General features: G+C 70.5%; 24 protein-coding genes. 17 read left to right on the top strand and 7 right to left on the bottom strand.

The window, feature by feature from the left end; translation table 11 throughout:
- From ACH413_RS20615 to ACH413_RS20595, 5 genes are read left to right on the top strand one after another with little or no spacing between them, the layout of a single operon-like run.
- On the top strand, positions 1–999 hold the full coding sequence (locus ACH413_RS20615) for an ABC transporter permease (RefSeq protein ID WP_360035709.1): 999 nt from the start codon (positions 1–3) through the stop codon (positions 997–999).
- Positions 996–2,669, top strand: coding sequence for a dipeptide/oligopeptide/nickel ABC transporter permease/ATP-binding protein (locus tag ACH413_RS20610; RefSeq protein ID WP_360035712.1), 1,674 nt, complete (start codon positions 996–998; stop codon positions 2,667–2,669). The genes ACH413_RS20615 and ACH413_RS20610 overlap by 4 nt, the downstream gene beginning before the upstream one ends.
- Complete coding sequence (locus ACH413_RS20605) at positions 2,666–3,421, top strand: ATP-binding cassette domain-containing protein (RefSeq protein WP_360035715.1); 756 nt, start codon at positions 2,666–2,668, stop codon at positions 3,419–3,421. The genes ACH413_RS20610 and ACH413_RS20605 overlap by 4 nt, the downstream gene beginning before the upstream one ends.
- Entirely contained in the window at positions 3,418–5,874 is a 2,457-nt protein-coding gene (locus ACH413_RS20600) for a glycosyl hydrolase 2 galactose-binding domain-containing protein (protein ID WP_360035718.1), read from the top strand. Before ACH413_RS20605 ends, ACH413_RS20600 begins: the two co-directional genes overlap by 4 nt.
- Positions 5,864–6,703 (top strand): substrate-binding domain-containing protein, encoded by an 840-nt coding sequence (locus ACH413_RS20595; RefSeq protein WP_360035721.1) that lies wholly within the window; start codon positions 5,864–5,866, stop codon positions 6,701–6,703. Before ACH413_RS20600 ends, ACH413_RS20595 begins: the two co-directional genes overlap by 11 nt.
- A gap of 6 nt (positions 6,704–6,709) precedes the next feature.
- On the opposite strand, the gene ACH413_RS20590 is transcribed toward ACH413_RS20595, so the two are convergent.
- The gene (locus ACH413_RS20590; RefSeq protein WP_360035724.1) at positions 6,710–7,309 is read right to left on the bottom strand and encodes a TetR/AcrR family transcriptional regulator; all 600 of its coding nucleotides are present in this window, start codon (positions 7,307–7,309) and stop codon (positions 6,710–6,712) included.
- Between the two features lie 91 nt (positions 7,310–7,400).
- Between ACH413_RS20590 and ACH413_RS20585 the strand changes: the two genes are divergently transcribed.
- The 4 genes from ACH413_RS20585 to ACH413_RS20570 all read left to right on the top strand — a co-directional run bounded on the left by ACH413_RS20585 (position 7,401) and on the right by ACH413_RS20570 (position 10,901).
- Positions 7,401–8,150, top strand: coding sequence for an SDR family oxidoreductase (locus ACH413_RS20585; RefSeq protein ID WP_360035727.1), 750 nt, complete (start codon positions 7,401–7,403; stop codon positions 8,148–8,150).
- An 80-nt stretch (positions 8,151–8,230) separates the two neighbouring features.
- The gene (locus ACH413_RS20580) at positions 8,231–8,890 is read left to right on the top strand and encodes a PAS domain-containing protein (protein WP_360035730.1); all 660 of its coding nucleotides are present in this window, start codon (positions 8,231–8,233) and stop codon (positions 8,888–8,890) included.
- Positions 8,887–9,816: an ornithine cyclodeaminase family protein gene (locus ACH413_RS20575; RefSeq protein ID WP_360035733.1), complete on the top strand. Its 930-nt coding sequence runs from the start codon at positions 8,887–8,889 to the stop codon at positions 9,814–9,816. The genes ACH413_RS20580 and ACH413_RS20575 overlap by 4 nt, the downstream gene beginning before the upstream one ends.
- A complete protein-coding gene (locus tag ACH413_RS20570; RefSeq protein ID WP_360035735.1) occupies positions 9,813–10,901 on the top strand; it encodes an alanine racemase in 1,089 nt (362 codons plus the stop codon). Before ACH413_RS20575 ends, ACH413_RS20570 begins: the two co-directional genes overlap by 4 nt.
- On the opposite strand, the gene ACH413_RS20565 is transcribed toward ACH413_RS20570, so the two are convergent.
- Complete coding sequence (locus tag ACH413_RS20565) at positions 10,902–11,324, bottom strand: MarR family transcriptional regulator (RefSeq protein WP_360035737.1); 423 nt, start codon at positions 11,322–11,324, stop codon at positions 10,902–10,904.
- 65 nt (positions 11,325–11,389) lie between these two features.
- On the opposite strand from ACH413_RS20565, the gene ACH413_RS20560 reads away from it, so the two are divergent.
- Positions 11,390–12,115, top strand: a complete 726-nt coding sequence (locus ACH413_RS20560) for an alpha/beta hydrolase (protein ID WP_360035740.1) — start codon at positions 11,390–11,392, stop codon at positions 12,113–12,115.
- Here the strand turns inward: ACH413_RS20560 and ACH413_RS20555 are convergent.
- Positions 12,104–12,826, bottom strand: coding sequence for a GntR family transcriptional regulator (locus tag ACH413_RS20555; protein ID WP_360035743.1), 723 nt, complete (start codon positions 12,824–12,826; stop codon positions 12,104–12,106). The genes ACH413_RS20560 and ACH413_RS20555 overlap by 12 nt on opposite strands.
- Positions 12,827–12,935: 109 nt before the next feature.
- On the opposite strand from ACH413_RS20555, the gene ACH413_RS20550 reads away from it, so the two are divergent.
- From ACH413_RS20550 to ACH413_RS20540, 3 genes are read left to right on the top strand one after another with little or no spacing between them, the layout of a single operon-like run.
- Entirely contained in the window at positions 12,936–14,192 is a 1,257-nt protein-coding gene (locus ACH413_RS20550) for an MFS transporter (RefSeq protein ID WP_360035746.1), read from the top strand.
- Between the two features lie 13 nt (positions 14,193–14,205).
- Complete coding sequence (locus tag ACH413_RS20545; protein ID WP_360035749.1) at positions 14,206–15,588, top strand: acyclic terpene utilization AtuA family protein; 1,383 nt, start codon at positions 14,206–14,208, stop codon at positions 15,586–15,588.
- Complete coding sequence (locus ACH413_RS20540; RefSeq protein ID WP_360035752.1) at positions 15,581–15,913, top strand: DUF4387 domain-containing protein; 333 nt, start codon at positions 15,581–15,583, stop codon at positions 15,911–15,913. Before ACH413_RS20545 ends, ACH413_RS20540 begins: the two co-directional genes overlap by 8 nt.
- On the opposite strand, the gene ACH413_RS20535 is transcribed toward ACH413_RS20540, so the two are convergent.
- From ACH413_RS20535 to ACH413_RS20520, 4 genes are all read right to left on the bottom strand, one after another.
- Positions 15,885–16,757, bottom strand: a complete 873-nt coding sequence (locus ACH413_RS20535; RefSeq protein WP_360035755.1) for a cellulose binding domain-containing protein — start codon at positions 16,755–16,757, stop codon at positions 15,885–15,887. The two genes, ACH413_RS20540 and ACH413_RS20535, sit on opposite strands and share 29 nt — an antisense overlap.
- Before the next feature lie 97 nt (positions 16,758–16,854).
- A complete protein-coding gene (locus ACH413_RS20530; protein WP_360035758.1) occupies positions 16,855–17,010 on the bottom strand; it encodes a hypothetical protein in 156 nt (51 codons plus the stop codon).
- Positions 17,011–17,045: 35 nt separating this feature from the next.
- Entirely contained in the window at positions 17,046–17,465 is a 420-nt protein-coding gene (locus ACH413_RS20525; protein WP_360035761.1) for a pyridoxamine 5'-phosphate oxidase family protein, read from the bottom strand.
- A gap of 69 nt (positions 17,466–17,534) precedes the next feature.
- On the bottom strand, positions 17,535–18,083 hold the full coding sequence (locus tag ACH413_RS20520) for a PH domain-containing protein (RefSeq protein ID WP_360035764.1): 549 nt from the start codon (positions 18,081–18,083) through the stop codon (positions 17,535–17,537).
- Positions 18,084–18,105: 22 nt separating this feature from the next.
- On the opposite strand from ACH413_RS20520, the gene ACH413_RS20515 reads away from it, so the two are divergent.
- The 4 genes from ACH413_RS20515 (at position 18,106) to ACH413_RS20500 (ending at position 24,738) form a co-directional block, all read left to right on the top strand.
- Positions 18,106–18,984, top strand: coding sequence for an alpha/beta hydrolase (locus ACH413_RS20515; protein WP_360035766.1), 879 nt, complete (start codon positions 18,106–18,108; stop codon positions 18,982–18,984).
- 35 nt (positions 18,985–19,019) lie between these two features.
- The gene (locus ACH413_RS20510) at positions 19,020–19,406 is read left to right on the top strand and encodes a hypothetical protein (RefSeq protein ID WP_360035769.1); all 387 of its coding nucleotides are present in this window, start codon (positions 19,020–19,022) and stop codon (positions 19,404–19,406) included.
- A gap of 13 nt (positions 19,407–19,419) precedes the next feature.
- Positions 19,420–22,101, top strand: coding sequence for a BTAD domain-containing putative transcriptional regulator (locus ACH413_RS20505; RefSeq protein WP_360035772.1), 2,682 nt, complete (start codon positions 19,420–19,422; stop codon positions 22,099–22,101).
- A 321-nt stretch (positions 22,102–22,422) separates the two neighbouring features.
- On the top strand, positions 22,423–24,738 hold the full coding sequence (locus ACH413_RS20500) for a beta-L-arabinofuranosidase domain-containing protein (RefSeq protein WP_360035775.1): 2,316 nt from the start codon (positions 22,423–22,425) through the stop codon (positions 24,736–24,738).
- Positions 24,739–24,745 lie beyond the last annotated feature (7 nt).

The following is a 24,745-nucleotide window of genomic DNA, read 5'->3' as shown; positions in this document are numbered from 1 at the left end:
ATGGGCTACCACCTGCGCAAGGTCGCCTTCTACCTGGCGGCGCTGTGGGCGGCGGTGACGCTGAACTTCGTCATCCCGCGGCTGTTGCCGGGCAACCCGGTGGACATCCTGATGGCCAAGCTCCAGCAGCGCGGCGGGTCCGTCGACCCCGCCGCGCGGCAGGCCTACGAGACGTTGCTCGGCACCGGCGGGCGCGAGTCGTTCGTTCAGGAGTACGTGGCGTACCTGGGCAGTCTGCTGCGCGGTGACCTCGGGGTGTCGGTCAGCGCGTTCCCGGCGAAGGTCTCCGACGTGATCGGCGCCTCGCTGCCGTGGACCGTCGTGCTGGTCGGGCTCGCGACGCTGATCTCGTTCGCGCTGGGCATCGGGCTCGGCGCGCTCGTCGGCTGGAAGCGCGGCACCTGGCTCGACTCGCTGGTGCCCGCGACCACCATGCTGGCGGCGGTGCCGTACTTCTGGCTGGCGCTGATCCTGGTCGCGCTGCTCTCGTCGGGACTCGGCTGGTTCCCGCTGCACGGCGGCTACGACGTGGTCCTGGATCCCGGCTGGAGTCCGGAGTTCCTCGGTTCGGCGCTCTACCACGGCATCCTGCCCGCGCTGACGATCGTCGTCTCGTCGGTCGGCGGCTGGCTGCTCGGCATGCGCAACATGATGGTCTCGGCCATGTCGGAGGACTACGTGCTGACCGCGCGGGCCAAGGGCCTGACCGGCAGCCGGGTGATGGTCCGGTACGCGGCCCGCAACGCCGTGCTGCCGTCCGTCGCCGGGTTCGCGATCTCGCTCGGGTTCGTGGTGTCCGGGTCGATCGTCACCGAGCAGGTGTTCTCCTACCCCGGCATCGGGTCGAAGCTGCTGCAGGCCGTGCAGAACAACGACTACGCGCTGATGCAGGGGATCTTCCTGGTGATCACGGTCGCGGTGCTCGGCGCGAACCTGGTCGTCGACCTGCTGTACGGGCTGATCGACGCCCGCACGAGGGATCGGAGCACGGTGTCATGACCTGGTCGGGAAAGCTCGGCGCCGGGCTCGGCCTGGCCGGTCTGATCGTCCTCTTCGGACTGCTCGGTCCGCTGCTCACCGGCGATCCGGCCACCATCAGGGACATCGGCCTCGTTCCGCCCGGCGGCGAGCATCTCCTGGGCACCACCGTCACCGGGCAGGACGTGCTGGCCCAGCTCACCCACGCCACCCGCGGGTCCCTGTGGATCGGCCTGCTCGTCGGGGTGATGGCGACCGTGCTGTCCGGGATCTTCGGCATCGTCGGCGCGTACGCGGGCGGTGCCGTGGACGAGGTGTTCTCGTTGTTCTCCAACGTGATGCTGGTGATCCCCGGCCTGCCGCTGGTCATCGTGGTCGCCGGGTTCGTGCCCGCCGACCAGCGCGGCACGTGGACGATCTCGCTGGTCCTCGCGATCACCGGGTGGGCGGCGGCGGCCCGCGTGCTGCGCGCGCAAACGTTGTCGTTGCGCAATCGGGACTACGTGGCCGCGGCACGGGTCTCCGGCGAGAAGACCTGGCGGGTGATCTGCGTCGAGATCCTGCCGAACCTGTTGCCGATCCTCGCCTCCCAGTTCGTGTTCGCCGTCGTGCTGGCGATCCTGAGCGAGGCGGGCCTGTCGTTCCTCGGGCTCGGGGCGGCTGACTCCTCGACGCTCGGCACGATGCTCTACTACGCGCAGAACGGGTTCGCGCTGCAACGGGACGCGTGGTGGTGGTTCGTCCCGCCGGGGTTGATCATCGCGTTGTTCGGCGGCGCGCTGTCGCTCATCAACTTCAGCATCGACGAGATCATCAACCCGGCGTTGCGCGAGCGGCCGCGCCGCAGGCGGGACGTCGTGGCCACCACACCTGCGGTGGCCGACGAGGACGCCGTCCTGACGGTCACGAACCTCAACGTCGTCTACCAAGGCGCCACACCAGTGCACGCGGTCAAGGACGTGTCGCTGACGTTGCGGCGGGGCGAGATCCTCGGCCTGGCCGGCGAGTCCGGGTGCGGCAAGACCACGCTCGCCTACGCGATCAACCGCCTGCACCGGCCACCGGCGGAGGTCACGTCCGGTTCCGTCGTGTTCGACGGCATCGACGTGCTGGCGCTGGGCCCGGACGAGCTCCGCGCGTTCCGCTGGGTGAAGCTGTCCATGGTCTTCCAGGGCGCCATGAACTCCCTGAACCCGGTCACCCCGATCCGTGCGCAGTTGCAGGACGTCCTGCGCACGCACCGCCCCTCGATGTCCACTTCGGACCGTGAGGCTCGGTGCGTTGAGGTGCTCAGGCTCGTCGGTGTCGACCCGGCGAGGCTCGGCTCGTACCCGCACGAGCTGTCCGGCGGCATGCGGCAGCGCGTCATGATCGCCATGGCGCTGCTGCTCGAACCGCAGGTCATGATCATGGACGAACCCACGACCGCGCTCGACGTGCTGGTGCAGCGCGAGATCCTGAACGAGATCAAGCGCTTGCGCGACGAGCTGGGGTTCGCGGTCGTGTTCATCACGCACGACCTGCCGTTGCTGCTGGAGCTGAGCGACCGGATCGCGGTGATGCGCGACGGCGAGGTGGTCGAGTACGAGTCGGCCGAGGAGATCTACCTGCGGCCACAGCACCCGTACACCCGGCAGCTGCTGGCGTCGTTCCCGAGCCTGACCGGCGAGCGAGGAGCCCTGATCCGATGACCACGCTGGAAGTCCGCGACCTCAGCAAGACGTTCCACCGGCACCGCGCGGTCGACGGAGTCTCGTTCACGCTCACCGCCGGGCGGACCGTCGCGCTCGTCGGCGAGTCCGGGTCGGGGAAGTCGACGATCGCGAGGATGATCGCCCGCCTGGTCCGGCCCACCTCCGGCGAGATCGCGCTGACCGGGCCGAACGGCGAACCGGTGCCGTCGCGCCGGTACCGCGACCACGTCCAGATGATCTTCCAGGACCCGTTCGCGTCGCTCAACCCGTTCCACACCGTCGAGCACCACCTCGCCCGGCCGTTGCTGCTGCACGGCCGCACTCGGGCGGAGGTGCCCCACCTGCTGGAACGGGTGAGCCTCACACCGGACTTCGCGCGCCGCCGTCCGCACGAACTGTCCGGCGGGCAACGGCAACGCGTCGCCATCGCCCGCGCGCTCGCACCCGGTGCCACGGTGATCGTCGCGGACGAACCGGTGTCCATGCTGGACGTCTCGATCCGGCTCGGCGTGCTCAAGCTGCTCGACCGGCTGCGCCGCGAGGAGGACCTCGCCGTCCTCTACATCACGCACGACCTCGCCACCGCCCGGCACTTCTCCGACGAGGTCCTGGTGATGCACCGGGGCCGCATCGTCGAACGCGGACCGGGCGACGACGTGCTGCTACGTCCCCAAGATCCGTACACCCGGCAGCTGGCCGCCGCCGCGCCCGACCCCGAAACCCGCTTCCTCCAGGGAGGTCCGTCTTGATCCGGCAGTACCTGCACGACGGCTGGCAGCTGACCGCGACCACGAACGAGGTGCCGGACAACGTCCGGGGCAGGACGGTGCCCGCGACCGTGCCCGGAAGCACCCACCTCGACCTGCTCGCGTCCGGGCTGATCACCGATCCGTTCCTCGACCGCGCCGAGGAGGAGCTGGCCTGGACGCACCGCGCGGACTGGCGGTACAGCACCAGGTTCCTCGCCGCCGCCGTCCCGTCCGGACAGGCCGAGCTCGTCTTCGACGGACTGGACACCATCGCCGCCGTCGAGCTCAACGGCCACCTGCTCGGCCACACCGCGAACATGCACCGCGGCCACCGCTTCGACGTCCGGCCGTTCCTCGTGGACGGTGCGAACGACCTCAGCGTGTCGTTCTCCTCCGCGCTGACCCACGCCGAGAAGGTCGAGGCCGCGCTGGGCCGGCGCGAGCACGTCAACGCCCACCCGTTCAACATGATCCGCAAGATGGCCTGCAGCTTCGGCTGGGACTGGGGACCGGATCTGCAGACCGCGGGGATCTGGCGGCCGGTCCGGCTGGAGCGCTGGCACACCGCGCGGCTGGCCCGAGTCCGCCCGATCGTGACCGTCGCCCCGAACGGGACCGGTCAGGTCGAGCTGCACGTCGACGTCGAGTGGGCGCCGGACGCCGCCGAAACCCTGACGCTGCTGATCACCGTGGGCGCGCACAAGCGCACCGTCGTCGTGCCGGCCGGTCAGACGACCGTCGTCGCCCGCGTGGACGTGCCCGGCGCCGAACTCTGGTGGCCCACCGGGTACGGCGACCAACCGCTCTACAACCTGGACGTCGTGCTGCGCGGATCGGAACAGCTCGACAGCACCGCGAAGCGGATCGGGTTCCGCACGATCACCGTCGACACGACCCCCGACGAGCACGGCACCCCGTTCACGATCGCCGTCAACGACAAGCCCGTCTTCGTCAAGGGCGCCAACTGGATTCCCGACGACCACTTCCTCACCCGGATCACCCGCGACCGGCTGGCACGGCGGGTCGACCAGGCCGTGACCGCGCACGTCAACCTGCTGCGGGTGTGGGGCGGCGGGATCTACGAGTCCGACGACTTCTACGACGTCTGCGACGAACGCGGAGTCCTGGTGTGGCAGGACTTCCCGCTCGCCTGCGCCGCGTACCCGGAGGAAGAGCCGGTGCGCGGCGAGCTGGAGGCCGAGGCCCGCGAGAACGTCGTGCGCCTGATGTCGCACGCCTCGCTGGCGCTCTGGAACGGCGGCAACGAGAACCTGTGGGGGTTCGCCGACTGGGGCTGGCCGGAGCAGCTCGACGGCCGGACGTGGGGTCTGGGCTACTACGACGACCTGCTGCCGCGGATCGTGGCCGAACTCGACCCGACCCGGTTCTACTGCCCCAGCAGCCCGTACAGCCCGGTCGACGGCGTGCACCCGAACGACGAGAACCACGGCACGCGCCACGACTGGCAGGTCTGGAACCAGGTCGGCTACCAGCGCTACCGCGACCACGTGCCGCGGTTCTGCTCGGAGTTCGGGTTCCAGGGCCCGCCGGCGTGGTCCACGCTGACCCGGTGGATCCACGACGAGCCGCTCACCCCGGACTCGCCGAGCTTCCTGGCGCACCAGAAAGCGGACGACGGCAACGGAAAGCTCGCGCGCGGCCTGGCACCGCACCTGCCCGTGCCGTCGGCCTTCGAGGACTGGCACTGGGCGACGCAGCTCAACCAGGCGCGAGCGGTGGCCTTCGGCATCGAGCACTTCCGCTCGTGGTGGCCGCGCACGGCCGGTGCGATCGTCTGGCAGCTCAACGACTGCTGGCCCGTCACGTCCTGGGCGGCGATCGACAGCGAGGAACGGGTGAAACCGCTCTGGTACGGGCTGCGGCACGCCTACGCGCCCCGGCTGCTCACCTTCCAGCCGCGCGGCGACCGGCTGGTGCTCATCGCCGTCAACGACCACGACGAGCCGTGGGACGCGCACCTCACCCTGGAGCGCCAGACGTTCCGGGGTGTCACGCTGCACCTGACTAGACTGCGCCGGACGGTGGCACCTCGCTCGGTCCTCGCACTGGACCTCGACGAGGCGCTGCTGCGACCGGCGAACGACGACGCGGAGGTGATGGTGGCGACCACCGCCGAAGCCCGCGCGATCCTGCCGTTCCGGGAGGACGTCGAGCTGTCGTACGACCCGCGTCCCCTTTCCGCCCAGGCACAGGCCGTGCCCGGCGGTTACGAGGTCGAGGTGCGCGCCGGCTCGTTCGCCCAGGACGTCGCGATCCTGGCCGACCGGGTCGCACCGGACGCGGTCGCCGACGACTCGCTCGTGCCGATGCTGGCCGGAGAGGTGCGCGTGTTCCACATCCGCACGGCCGCTTTCGTCGATCCCGCGGCCTTCACCGATCCACTGGTTCTCCGCTGTGCCAACGACCTTTGCGCGGTGCCCGATGCCCGCTGAACCGACCGGCGCGATCGGGCTGGTGCTCGCGCGGCCCGCGCGCCTGCTCGGCGTCGAGCCGTTCTTCATGGAGTTCATCGCGGGGATCGAGGAACGGCTGGCCGAGCGCGACCTGTCCGTGCTGCTGCACGTCGTCGCGGACCACGAGGCCGAGATCACCGCCTACCGCCGCTGGGCGAGTCGCGATCTGGTCGACGCCGTCGTGGTGGTGAACCCGGTGGTGGACGACCCACGCCCCGCCGTGCTCGCCGAGATCGCGCTGCCCGCGGTCGTCGTCGGCGACGACCCGGTGCTGCCCTGCGTCCGCACCGACCACGCCGGCCCGGTCGCCGAGGCGCTCGGGCACCTGCTCTCGTTGGGGCACCGGCGGATCGCCAGGGTCACCGGCCCGTCGGCGTTGCTGCACACGCGGGCCCGCACGGACGCGTTGCTGGCCGGGTGCGCGCAGGCCGGTGTCGACCCGGTGATCGTCGAGGGCGACTACTCGGAGGAGGCGGGCGCCAAGCTCACCGCGTCGCTCCTCAGTGGACCGGAGCCGCCCACCGCGATCCTCTACGACAACGACGTGATGGCGGTCGCCGGACTCGCCGCGGCCGCCGAACTCGGTGTCGCGGTGCCGGCGAGCGTGAGTCTGGTGGCGTGGGACGACTCGACGTTGTGCCGGCTCGCCTCCCCCGCCCTCACGACGATGAGCGTCGACGTGCACCAGTTCGGCGTGTCGGTGGCGGAGTCGGTGCTGGAACGGATCGACGGCGGCCCGGTCACCCCGCGCTGGTCGCCGACCGCCCGCTACCTGCCGCGCGGCACGACGACCACCGCGTCCATTTAGGACACCTCAGGCCGGTGGCCAGCTCCGCAGCGCGGCGTCGGCCACCCGCTGGAGGTCCTCGCGGGACGCGCCACCGGCCGCCTGCACGGCCATGCCGTTCGCGATCGTCATGACGTAGCGGGAGATCAGGTCCGGATCGGCGCCGGCGGGCAGGTCTCCCTCCTCGACGGCCCGTTCGAACCGGTCGCGCAGGAGCCCCTGTCCTCCGTTGCGCCACTCGGTCAGGATGTCGCGCGCGACCCGTCCGGCCTCGCCGACGGCCAGCGCGCCCTGCACCCCGAGACAGCCGACGGGGCAGCCGGGCCTGGTGTTGGCGCGCACCGAGCCACCGAGGAACGTCTCCGCGACCTCGCGGGCGGTCTCGGCTTGGAGGGCTTCGACGGCGTAGGAGACCGTGCCTTCCGAGTAGCGCTGCAACGCCTTGCGGAAGAGCTCCTCCTTGTTGCCGAAGGCCGCGTACATGCTCTTGCGGGAGATGCCCATGCGCTCGGTCAGGTCGGCGAGGCTCGCGCCCTCGTACCCCTGCTCCCAGAAGACCACCATCGCCTTCTGGAGCGCCTCCTCGGCGTCGAACTCCCGCGGCCGACCGATCTGAGCCTTCTCCACGGCCTCATCCTACCCTTCCGCACCGATCAGTGCAGAAGTGCTACGGTCGCAATATGCACCGATCGGTGCACAAAAGCGTGGAGGTCAGGTAATGCGCAGGCTGGAAGGCAAGACCGCGGTCATCACCGGTGGCGGCACGCGGGGCATCGGCAGGGCCACCGCGGCACGGCTGGTCGAAGAGGGCGCGCACGTGTTCATCACCGGCCGCCGCAAGGCCGAGCTGGACGAGGCCGTGGAGGTCATCGGCCGGAACGTGACGGCGGTGCCGGGCGACATCACGAACCCGGACGACCTGGACCGGCTCTACGAGACGGTCGCCGCCCGCGGCCAGGGCCTGGACGTGCTGTTCGCCAACTCGGCCACCGCGTCGTTCGCGACCATCGAGACGATGACCGAAGAGGACTACGACCAGACCTTCGGCGTCAACGTGAAGGGCACCATCTTCACGGTGCAGAAGGCGATTCCGCTCCTCAACAAGGGCGCCTCGGTGATCATCAACGCGTCCACCGCCGCCGACAGGGGCACCGCCGGATTCGGCATCTACGCCGCGTCCAAGGCGGCGCTGCGGACGTTCACGCGCGCCTGGGCGAACGAGCTCAAGGACCGTGGCGTCCGGGTGAACGCGATCTCGCCGGGACCGACCGACACCAACGGGATCACCGAGCTCGTGGGCGAGGAGAACGCGGAGGCGTTCAAGGCGAACGAGGCCGCCCGGATCGCGATCGGGCGGATGGGTCACGTGGACGAGGTCGCGGCGGCGGTGGCCTTCCTCGCGTCCCCGGACAGCAGTTTCATGCTCGGCGCCAACGTGTACGTCGACGGCGGCGAGAACCAGATCTGACCCCTCGCTGGACGCCGGGAACTCGCTCGTGTGACACTTTGTCCAGCATCTGACACTTCGTTCAGTTCTGGAGACCTCCCGTGCGAGATCCCGCCGGTACCACCGCGGACGCCGTGTTCGCCGCGTTGTCCCCCGTCGTCGAGGGCATCGCGGCGACGTTCGGGCGAAGCTGCGAGGTGGTGCTGCACGACTACCGCGACCAGGAACGATCGGTCGTCGCGGTCGCCGGATCCGTCACGGGCCGGGAGGTCGGCGACGCGATGAGCGAGATCGGCCTGCGCGTCCTCGCCGCCGGGGACGACGCCCGCAACGAGGTCGGTTACGTCACCCGCGCGCAGGACGGGCGGGTGCTCAAGTGCACGACGCTGCCGTTGCGCGACGTCGACGGGACGTTGATCGGCGCGTTGTGCGTCAACATCGACGTCTCGGCGATCAACCGCGCGACCGGCGTGCTCTCGGATCTGCTCGGCCTGTCCGCGCTGGAGGAACCGACCGCGTCGACGAACTTCTCCGGCGACCTGGACCAGGTGGTCGAGTCGCTGATCGAACGTGCCGAACGCGCGCACGCCGTGCCGGTCGCGGCGCTGGGACGGGACGAGCGGCTGGTGCTCGTCCGGTCGCTGAACGAGGCCGGCGTGTTCGCGTTGCGCGGCGCGCCAGGACGGATCGCCCAACGACTGGGCATCTCCCGCACCGGTCTGTACAACGACCTCGCCGAGCTGAAGAAGGACACCCCGTGACCGACAGCCCCGCCTTCGTCAGCGAGTCCGAGTCGGCCGCCCTCGCCGACGACGACCTCGCGCTGGCCGCCGCCCGCGAGGCGTTCCTGGCCACCGCGACGGGATCGACGTTCCCGGTCGTCATCGGGCAGTCGTTGCCGCACAACAGGTTCACCCTCAAGTCGGGCGCCGCCGGTGACCTCGTCGGTGTGAAGATCGGCAGCTTCTGGCCTGACAACGTCGAACTCCCCCGCCACAGCTCCACGATCGTGCTGCTCGACCCCGCCACCGGCAGGCTGAGCGCGGTCGTCGAGGCCGCGGCCGCCAACGCCTACCGCACGGCCGCCGCCGACGCGCTCGCCGTGGACGCGCTGGCCCGCAAGGACTCCCGCACGCTGACCGTGTTCGGAACCGGGCACCAGGCCCTGCACGAGGTCCGCGCCGTGAGCCGGGTGCGGCCGATCGACCGGGTCCTCGTCGTCGGCAGACGCGCGGACGCGGCACAGGCGTTCGCAGCGGAGGTGACGGCGGTGACCGGCGTGAAAGCCGACCCCGTCGACGCCAGGACCGGGGTCGTCGCGGCGGACGTGCTCGTCACGGCCACGACCGCCCGCGAGCCCCTGTTCGACGCGAGCTGGGTCGCGCCGGGCACGCACATCTCCGCCATGGGCGCCGACGGTCCCGGTAAGCAGGAGCTGCCGGTCGCGCTGTACGACCACGCCTCGCTGTTCTGCGACCTTCCCGAACAGTCCCGGACCATCGGCGAGTTCCAGCACGCCCACTCCGTGCCCGTCGCCCTGGGAGCCGTGCTCGCCGGCGACGCCGAAGGGCGGACCTCGCCGGAGGACGTGACGGTGTTCGACAGCTCCGGATTCGCCTTGCAGGACCTCACTCTCGCCGCCGCCCTGCTGCGTCGCCGCGCCGCTTCCCACGGAGACTCCGAATGACCACTGTGGACACCCCGTACGCCCTGATCGACACGGAACGGCTGGACCGCAACGCGGCCCGGCTCCGCGACCACCTGCACGGACTGGGCGTGCCGTTGCGGCTGCACGTGAAGACGTCCAAGTCCGTCGAGGTCGCGCGGCGGGTCCACGCGGACGGGCCGATCACGGTGTCCACCCTCGCCGAGGCCGAGCACTTCGCCGACGCGGGCTACCGGGACGTCCTCTACGCCGTCGGACTGGATCCCCACAAACTGCCCCGCGTCGCCGCCCTGCTGCGTCGCGGCGTGACGCTGACCGTCCTGCTCGACACCCTCGCGCAAGCTGAGGCGCTGACCCGGTTCGCAGCCGGGGAGAACCTCCGGATCCCCGCCCTGATCGAGATCGACTGCGACGGGCACCGCGGTGGCATCGCACCCGCCGATCCCGCACTCGTCCACATCGGACGGTCACTCGGCCCGCACCTCGCCGGCGTGCTCACCCACGCGGGCGAGTCCTACTTCGCTTACACGCCAGAGGCGTTGGAGCAGGCCGCGCAGAACGAGCGGGACGTCGCCGTGGCCGCCGCCGAGACCTTGCACGCCGCCGGGCTGCACTGCCCGATCGTCAGCGTCGGCTCGACGCCCACCGCGCACGCGGCGACCGACCTGGCGGGCGTCACCGAGGTCCGCGCCGGCAACTACGTCTTCTTCGACCTCGTCATGGCCGGCATCGGCGTCTGCGGCGTCGACGACCTCGCGCTCTCCGTGGTCGTCACCGTGATCGGCCACCGGCACGACAAGAACTGGGTGCTCACCGACGGCGGCTGGATGGCCACGTCCCGGGACCGCGGCACGCAGGTGCAGGCCGTCGACCAGGGCTACGGACTCGTCGCCGACGAGCACGGCGAACTGATCCCCGATCTGCTCATGACCGGGGCGAGCCAGGAACACGGCGTCCTGAGCACGCGCGACGGCAAGCCGGTTCCCGACCTGCCCATCGGCACCCGCCTGCGGATCCTGCCCAACCACGCCTGCGCCACCGCGGCCCAGCACGACCGCTACCACGTCGTCGACGGCACCACGTGGAGCCGCCTGCGCGGCTGGTGATCACGCCGTCGGGTCGGCGCCGAGCGCAAGAGCGAGCAGGTCGCCCAGCTGGTCGAGCTGAGCCGCCGAGAGGTTCCGGAACGACGTGTCCAGGACACCGTCGGCGAGGTCCTGGCCTGCCACGAGCAGCCTCTCCCCCTCCTCGGTGAGCCGGTGCCGCACGGGCCGTCCCGGTCCCGGAATCCGTTCGATCAGACCGCGATCGGCCATCCGCGTGGCCAGCGACCCGAAGGACTGGTCGGTCTGGAAGGTCAGCACCGCGAGGTCGTGCAGCGAGGCGTCCGGGTTGCGGGCGAGGTGCCGCAGCGTGTCCCACTGCACCAGCGACAACCCGAGCGGCGCCAGCGCGTGGCTCATCGTTCGGTGGTGGCGGTGCTGCAGGCGCTTGACGGCCAGGCCGACGTCGGCGGGACGGTGAGGCATGCGGATCAGCCTACCCGACTGAAGACAGGTTGCTTATATAAGGATCCTTATCTAAGGTTCATTATATGACTCCTGAGCTGACCCTGCTGGACCTCGACCGCACCCGGACGTTCCTGCTGCTGCACGGCGGCGGTGGCACGCAGACGATGGCCGGTTTCGCCCACCTGCTCGCCGAACGCGCTCACGCACGGGTGCTGCTGCCCACGCATCCCGGCTTCGGCGGCACGCCGAAACCGGCGGACCTCGTCGGCGTCGCCGACCTGGCCAGGACGTACGTCGACCTGCTCGACCGCCTCGACCTCACGAACGTCACCGTGCTCGGCAACTCCTTCGGCGGCTGGGTGGCCGCCGAGATCGCGTTGCTGGGCAGCCCGCGGGTGAGCGGCGCGGTGATCGCCAACGGGATCGGCGTCGAGGTCGGCGGCCACCCCGTCACCGACGTTCGCGGCCTCTCGCCGGCCGAACTGCGGAAGCTCTCGTGGCACGACCCGAGCAAGGCGCCGCAGCCCAACCAGACCTCGACCACCGGACCGGGCCCGGACGTGCAGGCCCTGCTCGGCTACACCGGTCCGGCGATGGCCGATCCGACGCTCGCCGAACGGCTCGGCCGGACTCCGGTGCCGGTCCACGTGGTGTGGGGCGAGAGCGACGGCATCGTCTCCCCCGAGTACGGCAAGGCGTTCGCCGCCACGTTCCCCCGGTCGACGTTCACCCTGCTGCCCCGCACCGGGCACCTGCCGCAGGTCGAGTCACCCGAGGCACTGCTCGACGCGGTGCTCTCAGTTCGCTGACGGCACCTGGCCGGGCTCGCGCCGCAGGTCGGCCAGCCCGCCGCGGACGTCGTCGATCGTGATCTGCTCCGCGGCGGCCGAATCGCCCGCACGCAGCGCGCGGACCAGGGCGCGGTGGCTGGTGTAGCGGTCGAGACCGAACTGGTGGTTCGCGAGCACCCGGTCCAGCATGCGGGTCCGGCGCTCCGCCGTGGTGAACACCCTGGTCTGCTCCAGCAGCCTGGCCAGAACGGCGTTGCCCGCGCAGGCCGCGACCGCGTCGTTGAAGCGCTGCATGGTGTCCAGCAGGACGTTCAGGTGCTTCTCGACCGGACGGCCCTCGGCGTCGCGCTGCTTGATGACGATCAGCAGGTCGTCCGCCTCGTCGAGAACGGCGTCGAGCTCGTCGAGCTGGGCGGTGGTCGCGTGCCGGGCGGCGAACCGCGCGATGAGGCCGCGCAGCGCGATCTCGACCTCGGCGAGGTCCTCGACGGCGGAGGCACCGATGTCCGCGACGACGACCGTGCGCGGACCGGTCCTCTTGATCAGGCCGTCCTGCTCCAGCCTGCGGATGGCCTCCCGGACCGGCGTGGGACTCATCGACAGCCGTTCGGCGAGGCCGCGTTCGGTGATCTTCTCGCCAGGAGCCAGGCCACCTGCGGCGATGGCCTCCTGGACCGAGCGGTAGGCCCGGCCTGCCAGCGTGTCGGACTGAGGATCCTTGTCGGCCATCACGAGCACCGATACTACGACAAGCACCTAAGCTATTGCTTGCTTATTTTGCTATAGCATCCTAACTTGGGGGTCGCCGCGACGTTCCCGAGCCAACGGAGGCTTCCCGATGTCGTCACTCGCCGCGCCGGTCGACCGGCGGCTCACCAGGCGCATCACGTTCTTCGTCGCGCTCGCCGTGTTCGCGCAGGAGACGACCTGGGACTTCTACGACGCCCAGGTACCGCCGCTGCTGCGCGAGCACATCGCCAGCACCGCGATCGTCGGCCTGCTCATGGGCATGGACAACCTGCTCGGCATCTTCGTCCAGCCGTGGATCGCGAACCGCTCGGACAACACCCGCACGCGGTGGGGCCGCCGCATTCCCTATCTGGCGGTGGGCATGCCGCTCGCCGCGGTGCTGTTCGTCTTCATCCCGCTGGCGACCGCGTTGCCGGCCCTGATCGCGGTCATCTTCGTCTACTCGTTGGTGGGCAACAGCTTCAAGCCGATCGCCCAGGCGTTGCTGCCGGACTTCATCGAGCCGGAACGCCGGGGCAGGGCGAACGCGGTGGTGAAGATCGCCTCCGGCACGACGGTCATCGTGTCCGCGCTCATCAGCGCGTTCATGGTGGACGACCACCCGAAGCTCGCGTTCACCGTCCCCGCCCTGATCATGCTGGTGTGCACGGCGGTTCTCGTCTCACGGGTGCGCGACAACACGTCGAGGGGCTACCAGCTCGCGCTCACCGAGGACGCCCACGACGAGTCATCGGTACGACTGCGCGACCTGGCCAAGGACATCCTGCGCGACCCCAACCGCAGCCGGCTGCTCGTCGTCACCGCGGTCCTGCTGTTCGCGTCCGCCTGGTTCTCCTCGCGGTCGTTGTTCACCCCGTACGGCATGGAAACCCTTGCTCTGTCCCGAGGTGAGGCGGGCTCGCTCACGTTCCCGAGCGGTGTCGCGTTCCTCCTCGCCGCCTACCCCGCCGCGTTGCTCGCCGAACGCATCGGGCGCATCCGGACGATGACGATCGGGATGGTCGTCTTCGGCGCCTCCCTCGCCTTCGGCAGCCTCGTGCCGACCCCCACCACCACCGTCATCGCCTTCTGCGTCGCGGCCGCCGGAGCGTCCGGGTTCCTGATCAACGCCGCCGTCGTGCTGTGGAACCTGGCGCCGTCCGCCCGCGTGATCGGCGTGTACACGGGCCTGTACACGGTGAGCTGGGCGGCCGGCGGGTTCATCGGACCGGGCGTGGTCGGCGCGATGGTCGACATCACCGGCTGGCGCTACATGCTGCTCGACATCTCCCTGATCACCGCGCTCGCCACCGCCGTGATCCTGCGCGTCGCCGTCCTGAGCCGACGTCACTCCGTCTCGCTGTAGAAAGGAAACTCCTATGAGCGCTCCCACGGGAGCTGTCCGCGTTCTGTCGCCCACCGGCATGCTCGGCGCAGGCTTCACCCAGTCCTCTGTGGACCGCGGGCTGGAGCTGGGCGCCGACGTCATCGCCGTCGACGGCGGCTCGACCGACTCGGGCCCGCACTACCTGGGCTCGGGCACCGCCAAGACGACCGCCGCCGCCGTCGCCCGCGACCTGCGGATCCTGCTCCGCGCCGCCGCCCAGGCCCGCATCCCGCTGATCGTCGGGTCCTGCGGCACCAGCGGAACGGACTCGGGTGTCGCCTGGATCGCCGGGATCGTCGAGGACGTCCTGTGCGAGGAGAAGCTCGACCTGTCCGTCGCGACGATCTTCAGCGGGCAACGCGCCGACTTCGTCAAGACCCGTCTCCGGGAACGCGCGGTGCATCCGCTGGCACCGGCCGCCGCCCTGGACGAGACCACTGTGGACAGTTGCACCCACATCGTCGGGATGATGGGCCACGAACCGATCGAGGAGGCGCTGCGCGCCGGGGCTGATGTGGTGCTCGCGGGCCGCGCGACCGACACGGCCCTCGCCGCCGCACTCCCGTTGCTGAGGGGCATGCCGGCGGGTCCGGCGTGGCACGCGGCGAAGATCGTCGAGTGCGGCGGTCAGTGCACGACGAACCCGCGCACCGGCGGCGTTCTCGCCACCATCGACCACACCGGTTTCACCATCGAACCGCTCGACCCCGACGCCGCCTGCACGCCGATCTCCGTTGCCGCGCACATGCTCTACGAGACGGTGAACCCGTTCCGGATGCGCGAGCCCGCCGGCGAACTGGACGTCACCGAGGCCACCTACACGGCGCTGGACGAACGGCGCGTGCGCGTCGAAGGCTCGCGGTTCCACCCGGCCGAGCAGCACACGGTCAAGCTCGAGGGCGCCCGGATCACCGGCTACGAGACGATGTCGTTCACGGCCATCCGCGACGAGCACATCCTCGCGAACATCGAGGACTGGACCGACCTGTTCGTCAAGGTCTTCACCTCCCGCGTCGAGCAGACCCTCGGCCTCGACAGCGCCGACTACTCGTTCGACCTGCGCCGCTACGGCTACGACGCCGTGCTGGGCTCGCTCGAACCGGCCACCCGTCCCCCGCGCGAGATCGGCGTGATGCTGCTGGTCCGCGCCGCCACCCAGGAGCTCGCGACGGCCGTCGCCAAGGTCGCCAACCCGTTGATGCTGCACCTGCCGACCCCGGACATGGCCTACCTGCCCAGCCTCGCGTTCGCGACCTCCCCCGCCGAGACCGAACGCGGCCCCGTCTACGAGTTCGTGCTCAACCACGTCGTCGACACCCGCACCCCCACCGAGATGTTCCGCACCGAGCACCGGAAGGCGCACTCCCATGGCTGAGACCACGTTCGGCGACATCGCGCTGGAGGTCCGTTCCAAGAACGCCGGACCGTTCTGGGTGACGATGGAGCTGTTCATGCGCAACCCCGAGGACTACGCGCTGGCGGCCGCGCCGGAGATCATCAACGATGACACCATCGCGTTCCTCTACGGCGTGCGCGCCGAGGACGTGCAGATCTTCCGGATCCCGTCGCTGAACGTCGTCAAGATCTCGTTCCCCCGGCCCGTTCCACAGGGTGGGTTGCCCGATCGCGACATCCACGCCGGACAGCACCACGTCCCGCTGGCCTCGCTGGCTACTCCACCGCGCACTGCAGGCCGTTGAGGACGAACGCGGTCGGCGCCTTGTGCGTGCTGCGCGTGGTGCCGGTGATCCCGAGCTGCACCGACCCGCCCGAGGCGATCTGACGGTTGGCGGTCTCGTTGGCGACGCTGACGATCGACCCGTACTGCCGGCCGGTAGCGTTCGTCACGTTCTGGAGGGTGTCCCCGTTCGACACCGTCCAGAGCAGCGACCAGCCGTTCACCGCCTCGGTACCGGTGTTGCGCACGGTCAGGGTCGCCTGGAACCTGCCCTGCGACTGCCCGGTGATCCGGTAGGCGGCGGCGCAGGCCTTCGCCGGCTTCGGCGGGGCCGCGACGGTCGGCGGCGGGGCGGTGGTCGTCGTGGTCGTCGGCGTGGGCTTGGTCGTGTCGGAGCCCTCGCACGGCGGCCCCCACAAACCCCGCTTGGCCGCGGTGGCCTCGTCCCGTGCCGCGATCAACGGCCCGCTGTCGACGCCTTCGGGCTTCAACGCGCCCTGCCGCACGGCGAGCACCGCGTAGTCGGTGCCGTCCTCCAGCTCCAGGTTCACCTCGCCGATCGACAGCACGGTGAACCTGACGGAGCTCGCCAGCAGCTTCGACCTCGCGAAGTCGAGCGCGGCCTTCGCGAAGCACTCCTTCGGTTCCGCCAGCAGGGCAATGCGGACCTTCGTGCCGTCGGCGAACTCGACGGTGCGGCCGTCGACCACGTCCCGCACGACGGTCAGCACGTCCTGCGGCGGCACCACCTCGTTGACCAGCGTCGGCACCTGGACCGAGGTCTGCGGCGACGGTGCCGGCGCCGCGGGCTGGGCCGAGCACGCGCCGATGAACAACAACATCACCAGCAGATACCTGCGCACCACGACCCCCGACCGTCCACCCGACACGGAAGTCGCTTGGCACAAAACGATTCGTGCACCGTCCTCACGCGACTCACTGCTGGACTGTCGGCCCAGGTGATCAGCGCGTTACCACCTGGTCCAGTTCGGACGAAGGCGGTTCGACGACGGGCAGCCACGCGGTGGACCGCTGGTGCGTCGGCTGCACGGCGGAACCGGAGCGGGACCTGAACGACATCCGCGTGGTGCCGGACGCGGCACCCGGCGTCCACAGCATGCGCTCGGAATGGGATCCACCGTGGAACTGACGGCTCAGTAGACGAACCGGCGCACGTCGTCCGGCTGGAGGACGAGCCGGACCTGGTCCGCGCCAAGGATTTCGGCGAGGTCGGCGACACGCGACGGGTCGTCGGCGTCCCAGTAGCGGGCGGCCAGGCGTTCGGCCAGTTCGTGCGCCCCGTCGGACTCCACCGTGACGTGGCCGGAGACCGCCAGCCACCGCTCGCGCTCCCCCACCGGGGCTGCGACGACGATCGAGGCGCGGGGATCGCGGCGCAGGCGGCGCACCTTCAGCGAGTTCGGGTCGGTGAACAGCTGGATCGTCCCCTCGGCCGTGGCCTCGAACCACACCGGCCGCGGCTGCGCAGGCACCGGCCCCGCCGCGACGGACAGGAACCCGTACAGCGGGCGGCTCAGGAACTCCAGATCCTCGGTGGTCAGCGAATCGCTCATGGGCTCGATTGAACACGGCCTGATCACGACCGGCACATGGGCGAGAAGCCGCGGCACCTGTCCAATCGTCTAGATCGCGGTGGTCCGCGCGCCGATCCACGCGATGACGAGCAGGACCCCCACCACGCCCGCGAACTGCCACAACACCAGGTCGAAGCTCCTGCGCACCCCGGTCTCCGCGGGCACGGGGTCCGGCCGGCGCTGCTCGATCTCCTCCCGGATCCGGTGCTGCACCCGGCTTCCGTTCAGGGAACTGGCCACGGAGAACGCGCCCGCGGCGACGTTGATCCGCTCGCCGTCGGTGGTGACGAGGTGGACCTCGCGTTCCGACTCGACCGACGCGAGGTCGGCCCACGGCACCCAGTACGCGCGGAACCAGTTCACCACCAGCACACCCGAGCCGTAGATCTTCACCGCCGCGTGCGCGCCGACCATCCACACGAACCAGGTGATCGGCGCGATGATCGCGATGAACTCCAGCCGCTGGGCGAACCCGTTGCCGGGGAACGGGGAGAGCAGCACGTACACGGTCGTGACCAGCATGCCCACCGTCACGGTCCAGCTGAGGACGCTGTCGAACTTCCTGCGCAGCACCACTGCCGCCCTGCCCCGGCTCATGGCCACACGATAGGACTTGTCCATGAACCTGGAGACCTTCATCGACCCGAAACTGGCCGCGCACGTCGAGGAGTCGCGCCGGACGAACGCCGAGCGAGCTGTCCGGCGCGGCCCGGGCAACGCGGACGAGCTGCGGAGCTTCCGGGTCGCCCCAGCCCAGGACAACACCGTGGTCGAGGCCCGCGGCCGCGAGGTGCCCGTCCGGATCCTGAGGCCGGAGGGCACACCCCGCGGGGTCTACCTGGACTTCCACGCCGGCGGCTTCTTCATGGGTTCCGCGGCCCAGGACGACGCCCGCAACCAACGGCTCGCGAACGCGGTCGGAGCCGTCGTCGTGAGCGTCGACTACCGGCTGGCCCCGGAACACCCCTGGCCGGCCGCTCCGGACGACGCCGAGACGGCCGCGCTCTGGCTGCTCGACCAGGCCGAGGAGCAGTTCGGCACGGACCGGCTCGTCATCGGCGGCTTCTCGGCGGGATCCACCCTCGTCGTCACCACGCTGCTGCGGCTACGCGACCGGGGCGAGGCGGGCCGGGTCGCGGGCGCGGTCCTCCAGGCCGGCACCTACGACCTGAGCGGGCTGACCCCGGCCGGCCGGTCGATCGCGGACGAGTACTTCATCGAGGCCTACGCGGGCCACGTGCAGGACAGGACGAACCCCGACATCTCGCCCATCTACGGTGACCTGCGCGGACTGCCGGACTTCCTGATGGTCGTCGGCGACCAGGACGTCATCCTGGAGGACAACCTGGCCATGGCGGCCCGCATCGTCGGGGCGGGTGGCGAGGTCGACCTCAGGATCTACCCGGAGTCGCGGCACGGCTTCACCAACCGGGACAACGGCATGGCGCGCGCGGCCTGGCACGACATCGAGCAGTGGCTCGCGGCCAGGCTCTCCTAGACTCGGCTCAACAGTGATCAACACGAGGTGGCGACATGAAGCTGGGCGATGTCACGCGGACAACTCTGGCCTGCGTCCGGATCTTCAACGGCGCGCTGGGCCTGGTCGCCGCCGACCGGATGGCGAAGAGCCTCGGCGACGAACTGGGTGACGACAAGCGGTTCGTCTACCCGGCCCGCATGTTCGGCATCCGCACGCTCGTCCTCGGCGTGGACCTGCTGACGTTGAAGAGCGGTGACGCGAACGCCCGCCGGGTGCTGCGCCAGGCCGTGCTCATTCACGCCACGGACACCGCCGCCGCTGTCTACGCTGGCAGGCGCGGCGAGTTGCCGGCCAGGGCGGCGAAGCTGACCACGATCATCTCCGCCGTCAACACCGGGCTGGCCGTCGTGTCGCTCCTCGCCGCCGAGAAGGACAGCTGATCGGAGGGCCGCCGTGACGGTCGAGATCACGCTGCTCGGAGAGGTGAGCGCGCGGGTCGGCGGTCACCCCGTCGAGCTGGGGCACGCGCGGCAGCGGTGCGTGCTGGCCGCGCTGGCGATCGACGTCGGCAAGGTCGTGACCGTGCGGCAGCTGATCGAACGCGTCTGGGGCGCCGACCCGCCGCAGCGGTCGCGGGCCACGCTGCACAGCTACCTCTCCCGGTTGCGCCACGCCTTCGCCGACGCCGTCACGCTCGCCGGCCAGCCCACCGGGTACGTGCTCGTCGCGGACGAGTCCTCTGTGGACCTCGCGCGGTTCCGGAAGCTCCGCGACGAGGCCCGCGGGCCGGCCGAGGACGTCGGCGTCCTCACCGAAGCCCTGACGCTGTGGCGGGGCGAACCGCTGACCGGCATCGGCGGCGACTGGGCAGGCGAGGCCCGCGACCGGCTCACCGCCGAACGCACCGCCGCCGAACTCGATCTCCTCGACGCACGGCTGCGGCTCGGCCAGGGCCCCGAACTGCTCGCGGCGGTCTCCGCCCGTGCCGCGACGAACCCGCTGGACGAACGCGTTGCCGCACAACACATGCGGGCACTCGCGCAGGCGGGCCGGATCTCCGAGGCGCTGGAGGAGTTCCGCGCGCTCCGCGCCCGGCTGATCGGTGAGCTCGGCGCCGAACCGAACCGGGAACTCCGTGAGCTGCACGGGAAACTGCTGCTCAGCGAGCCCGAACCACGCCACGTCGTGCCGCGGCAGCTGCCGTCCGCGCCGGCGCAGTTCGTCGGCCGCGAGCAGGACCTGACCGAACTGGACGACGCGATGCGCACGGCCGGCGTGGCGACGATCGCGGGCGCGGGCGGCATGGGCAAGACGTGGCTCGCGTTGCAGTGGGCGCACCGCAACCTGGGCCGCTTCCCGGACGGCCAGCTGTTCGTGGACCTGCGCGGGTTCAGCCCCGACGAGACGCCGATGGAACCGGACGTCGCCATCCGCGGGTTCCTGCACGCGCTCGGACTCGACGCCGCAGCCGTTCCGCCCGATCCACCGGCCAGGGCCGCGTTGTTCCGCGACCTCACCGCGCGCCGGCGGCTGCTCGTGGTCGTCGACAACGCCGCCGACGCCTCCCAGGTCGTGCCGGTCCTGCCCGGCGGCGACACCTGCCGCGTGCTCGTGACCAGCCGGAACAGGCTTCCAGGGCTCGGCGCGAAGGCCGTCGGTCTGGAGGTGCTCGCCGACGACGACGCTCGCACGTTGCTGGCGGCGCGCATCGGCGCGAGCAGGCTGAGCGCCGAACCTCTCGCAGTGGCCAGGCTGATCGCGCTGTGCGGCGGGTTGCCGCTCGCGCTGAGCATCGTGGGCGCGCGGATTCTCACCGAACCCGACCTGTCGCTCGCCGCCATCGCCCGGCAGCTGGAGGAACTCGGGCTCGACGCTTTGGACGCGGACCCCAGCGTGAGCGTGCCGGTCGTGCTGTCGTGGTCGTACCGGGCGCTCACCGGCCGGCAACGGGACCTGTTCGCACTGCTGGGAATCGCGCCCGGCGAGGACATCGATCTCACCGCGGCGGCCAGCCTCGCCGGTCTGTCCGTTGAGGACGCACGAACGACGTTGCGGTCGCTGGAACAGGCCTCGCTGGTCTCGATCGGCACCGGGTGCCGCGGCAGGATGCACGACCTGGTCCGGGCCTACGCGGCCGAGCAGGCCAAGCACACCGACCACGACGAGCCGTTGCGCCGCCTGGTCGACCACCACGTCCACACCGCGCACGCCAACGACCGGCTGATCGACCCGCACCGCCCGTTGATCACCCTCGACGACCCGGCCCCCGGCACGCACATCACCGCCGCCACGGACAAAGCCGGTGCGCGGGTGTGGTTCGACGCGGAGCGGGGCACGCGCCTGGCCGTGCAGCAGGCGGCGGCCTGGCGCGGCTGGAACGACAAGGTCGTGCTGCTGGCCAGGGTGTCGCACGCGTACCACCAGCAGCGCGGCCATCTCGACGACGGGCTGGCCATGTGGCAGACGGCCATCGACGCGGCGAAGGACCCGGCGGACCGGGCCGTCGCGCACCGGATCATGGGCAGCAGTCTCGGCCAGGTCCAGCGGCACGACGAGGCCCAGCACCACCTGAGCGAGGCGCTCGCCCTCGCCGAACAGGTCGGGGAGCCACTGCCGCTGGCCGACGCGCACGGCACGGCCGCGTGGCTGTGGGCCAGCCGGTCGGACTACGGACGCGCCTTCGACCACGCCAAGGCCGCGCTCCCGCACTACGAGAAGTCCGGCAACAAGATGCTGATCGCCATGGCGCACAACAACATCGGCCATTGCGCGGCGGAGGTCGGCGACACCGCACAGGGCCGCCTGTCCGCCACCAGAGCCCTCGAACTGCTGCACGAACTCGGCGACCGGCACGGCGAGGCGACCGCCGTCGACACACTGGCCCGCGTCGAGCACCAGAGCGGCAACCACGCGGTGGCGATCACCCACTACGAGCGCGCGATCGAGCTGTACCGGACGGCGGACGACGACTACGGCACCGCCAACACGTTGATGAACCTCGGCCACACCCACCTCGCGCTCGGCCAGGCCGAACGGGCCGCCGAGGTCTGGCAACGGGCGCTGGGCATGCTCGAACAACAGGGCCGCGAGGAGGAGGCCGGGCGTCTGCGCGAGCAACTCCGACCCCGAACATGACCGCACGGGATCAGAACGAGCCGGTAGAAGCGGTTCCGGCGCGGCGCGTCCTGCCGGCACACCACCAGGAACGGCTGCACGCACCCGCCGAACTCGCCACGCACCCACTCCTGGTCGACGCCGCCCGCGAGTACCAGATCAGACCATGCTCTCTGTCCATAGTGGACCGACCGCCATGTGAGCGCTAACACCAGCTCGCGCTGACTCAACCGACCCGACAGCCGCCTACCGACATCCATTCGACTATTCGACTCCACGTCTGCCGATCGAGTGAAGTTAGCGCTAACATCCAGCGCTGAACCGAGCGACTGGAGCATCCTCATGTCCTCATCGTTGAGTCGACGCAGGCTCTTCCAAGCCGCGGGGGTGGCCGCCGTCGCGACCACGGCACCGTCGCTGATGGCAGGGCCGGCCCAGGCCGCCACCGTGCCCCCTGCCCGTGGCGACGCGGGCGTGTCCGCCCACCCGTTCGACCTGTCCGAGGTCCGGCTGACGCAGGGCCGATGGCTGGACAACCAGAGCCGGACGCTGTCCTACCTGAGGTTCGTCGACGTCGACCGGCTGCTCTACAACTTCCGCGCCAACCACCGGCTGTCCACCAACGGCGCCGCCGCGCTCGGCGGCTGGGAGGCGCCGAACTTCCCGTTCCGCACGCACAGCCAGGGACACTTCCTCACGGCCTGGGCGCAGGCGTGGGCGGTCCTGGGCGACACGACGTGCCGCGACAAGGCGAACTACCTGGTGGCCGAGCTGGCCAAGTGCCAGGCGAACAACTCGGCGGCGGGGTTCAACTCCGGTTATCTGTCGGGCTTCCCGGAGTCGGACTTCGACGCGATGGAGGCCGGTTCGCCCAGGTCCGTGTCGTACTACGCCCTGCACAAGACCCTTGCCGGACTGCTGGACGCATGGCGCTACATCGGCAACACGCAGGCACGGGACGTGCTGCTGCGCCTCGCCGGGTGGGTGGACTGGCGCACGGCCCGGTTGTCCTACAGCACGATGCAGAGCGTCCTGGGCACGGAGTTCGGCGGCATGAACGCGGTGCTCGCCGACCTCTACCAGCAGACGGGCGACTCCCGCTGGCTGACGACGGCCCAGCGGTTCGACCACGCCGCGGTGTTCGACCCGCTCGCCGCCAACCAGGACAGGCTCAACGGCCTGCACGCCAACACCCAGGTGCCGAAGTGGATCGGCGCGGCCCGCGAGTACAAGGCGACCGGGACCACCCGCTACCGCGACATCGCCGCCAACGCCTGGACCATCACCGTCGGCGCGCACACCTACGTCATCGGCGGCAACAGCCAGGCAGAGCACTTCCGCGCGCCCAACGCCATCGCCGCCTACCTCAACACCGACACGTGCGAAGCGTGCAACACCTTCAACATGCTCAAGCTGACCCGCGAGCTGTGGCTGACCGATCCCGGCCGCGCGGCCTACTTCGACTACTACGAGCGCGCGCTGCTCAACCACCTGATCGGCCAGCAGAACCCGTCGGACCCCCACGGCAACATCTGCTACTTCACCGGCCTCAACCCCGGCCACCGGCGCGGCAACACCGGTCCCGCGTGGGGCGGCGGCAACTGGAGCACGGACTACGGCACGTTCTGGTGCTGCCAGGGCACCGCGCTGGAGACCAACACCAAGCTCGCCGACTCCGTCTACTTCTTCAGCGGCACCACGCTCACGGTGAACCTCTACACGCCGTCGGTGCTGACGTGGTCGTCCCGCGCCATCACGGTCACGCAGACCACGAGCTACCCGGCGAGCGACACCACGACACTGACCGTCACCGGCAACGCGGGCGGGTCGTGGACGATGCGGTTACGCATCCCCGCCTGGACCACGGGCGCGACGATCAACGTCAACGGCGTCGCGCAGAACGTGACCGCCACGCCCGGCACCTACGCGTCCCTGACTCGAACGTGGGCGTCCGGCGACGTGGTGACGCTGCGGCTGCCGATGCGCGTGGTCGCCCAAGCGGCCAACGACAGCGCCAACGTCGTCGCGCTGACCTACGGCCCGGCCGTGCTGGCGGGCAACTACGGCAACACCGGCCTGTCCGCGTTGCCCTCGCTGGACATCGGCTCCGTCACCCGCACCAGCACGTCATCACTGGCGTTCACCGCGACGGCGAACGGCACGCAGGTGAACCTCGGGCCGTTCCACGACGCGCACGGCTTCAACTACACCGTCTACTGGAGCACCGGCGGTGGCGGCGCGGCGAGCTACCGGCTGGTCAACGCCGGCACCGGCATGGTGCTGGGCGTCCAGAACATGTCCACTTCGGACGGCGGCCTGGCAGTGCAGTGGCACGACAGCGGAACCGCTGACCACAACTGGCAGCTGATCACCGACGGATCCGACGTGCGGCTGCGCAACGTCCACAGCGGCAAGGTGCTGGGCGTGGAGAACATGTCCACCGCCGACAACGCCCGCGTCCTGCAATGGTCGGACAACGGCACCGCCGACCACAGGTGGACGTTGATCCCCAACGGCGACGGCACCCACAAGGTCCGCAACGCCAACAGCGGCAAGCTGCTCGGCGTCCTCAACGGTTCCACCAGCGCGGGCGCGCAGGTGGTGCAGGACTCCGACAACGGCAGCACGGACAACCGCTGGCGCCTGGTCGCCAACTGACGACGTG

This window comes from Lentzea sp. NPDC020367 (assembly GCF_044387305.1).
Lineage (GTDB): Bacteria > Actinomycetota > Actinomycetes > Mycobacteriales > Pseudonocardiaceae > Lentzea.
The sequence above is the reverse complement of the archived record's forward strand: the minus strand, read 5'-3'. Positions and strand labels throughout refer to the sequence as shown.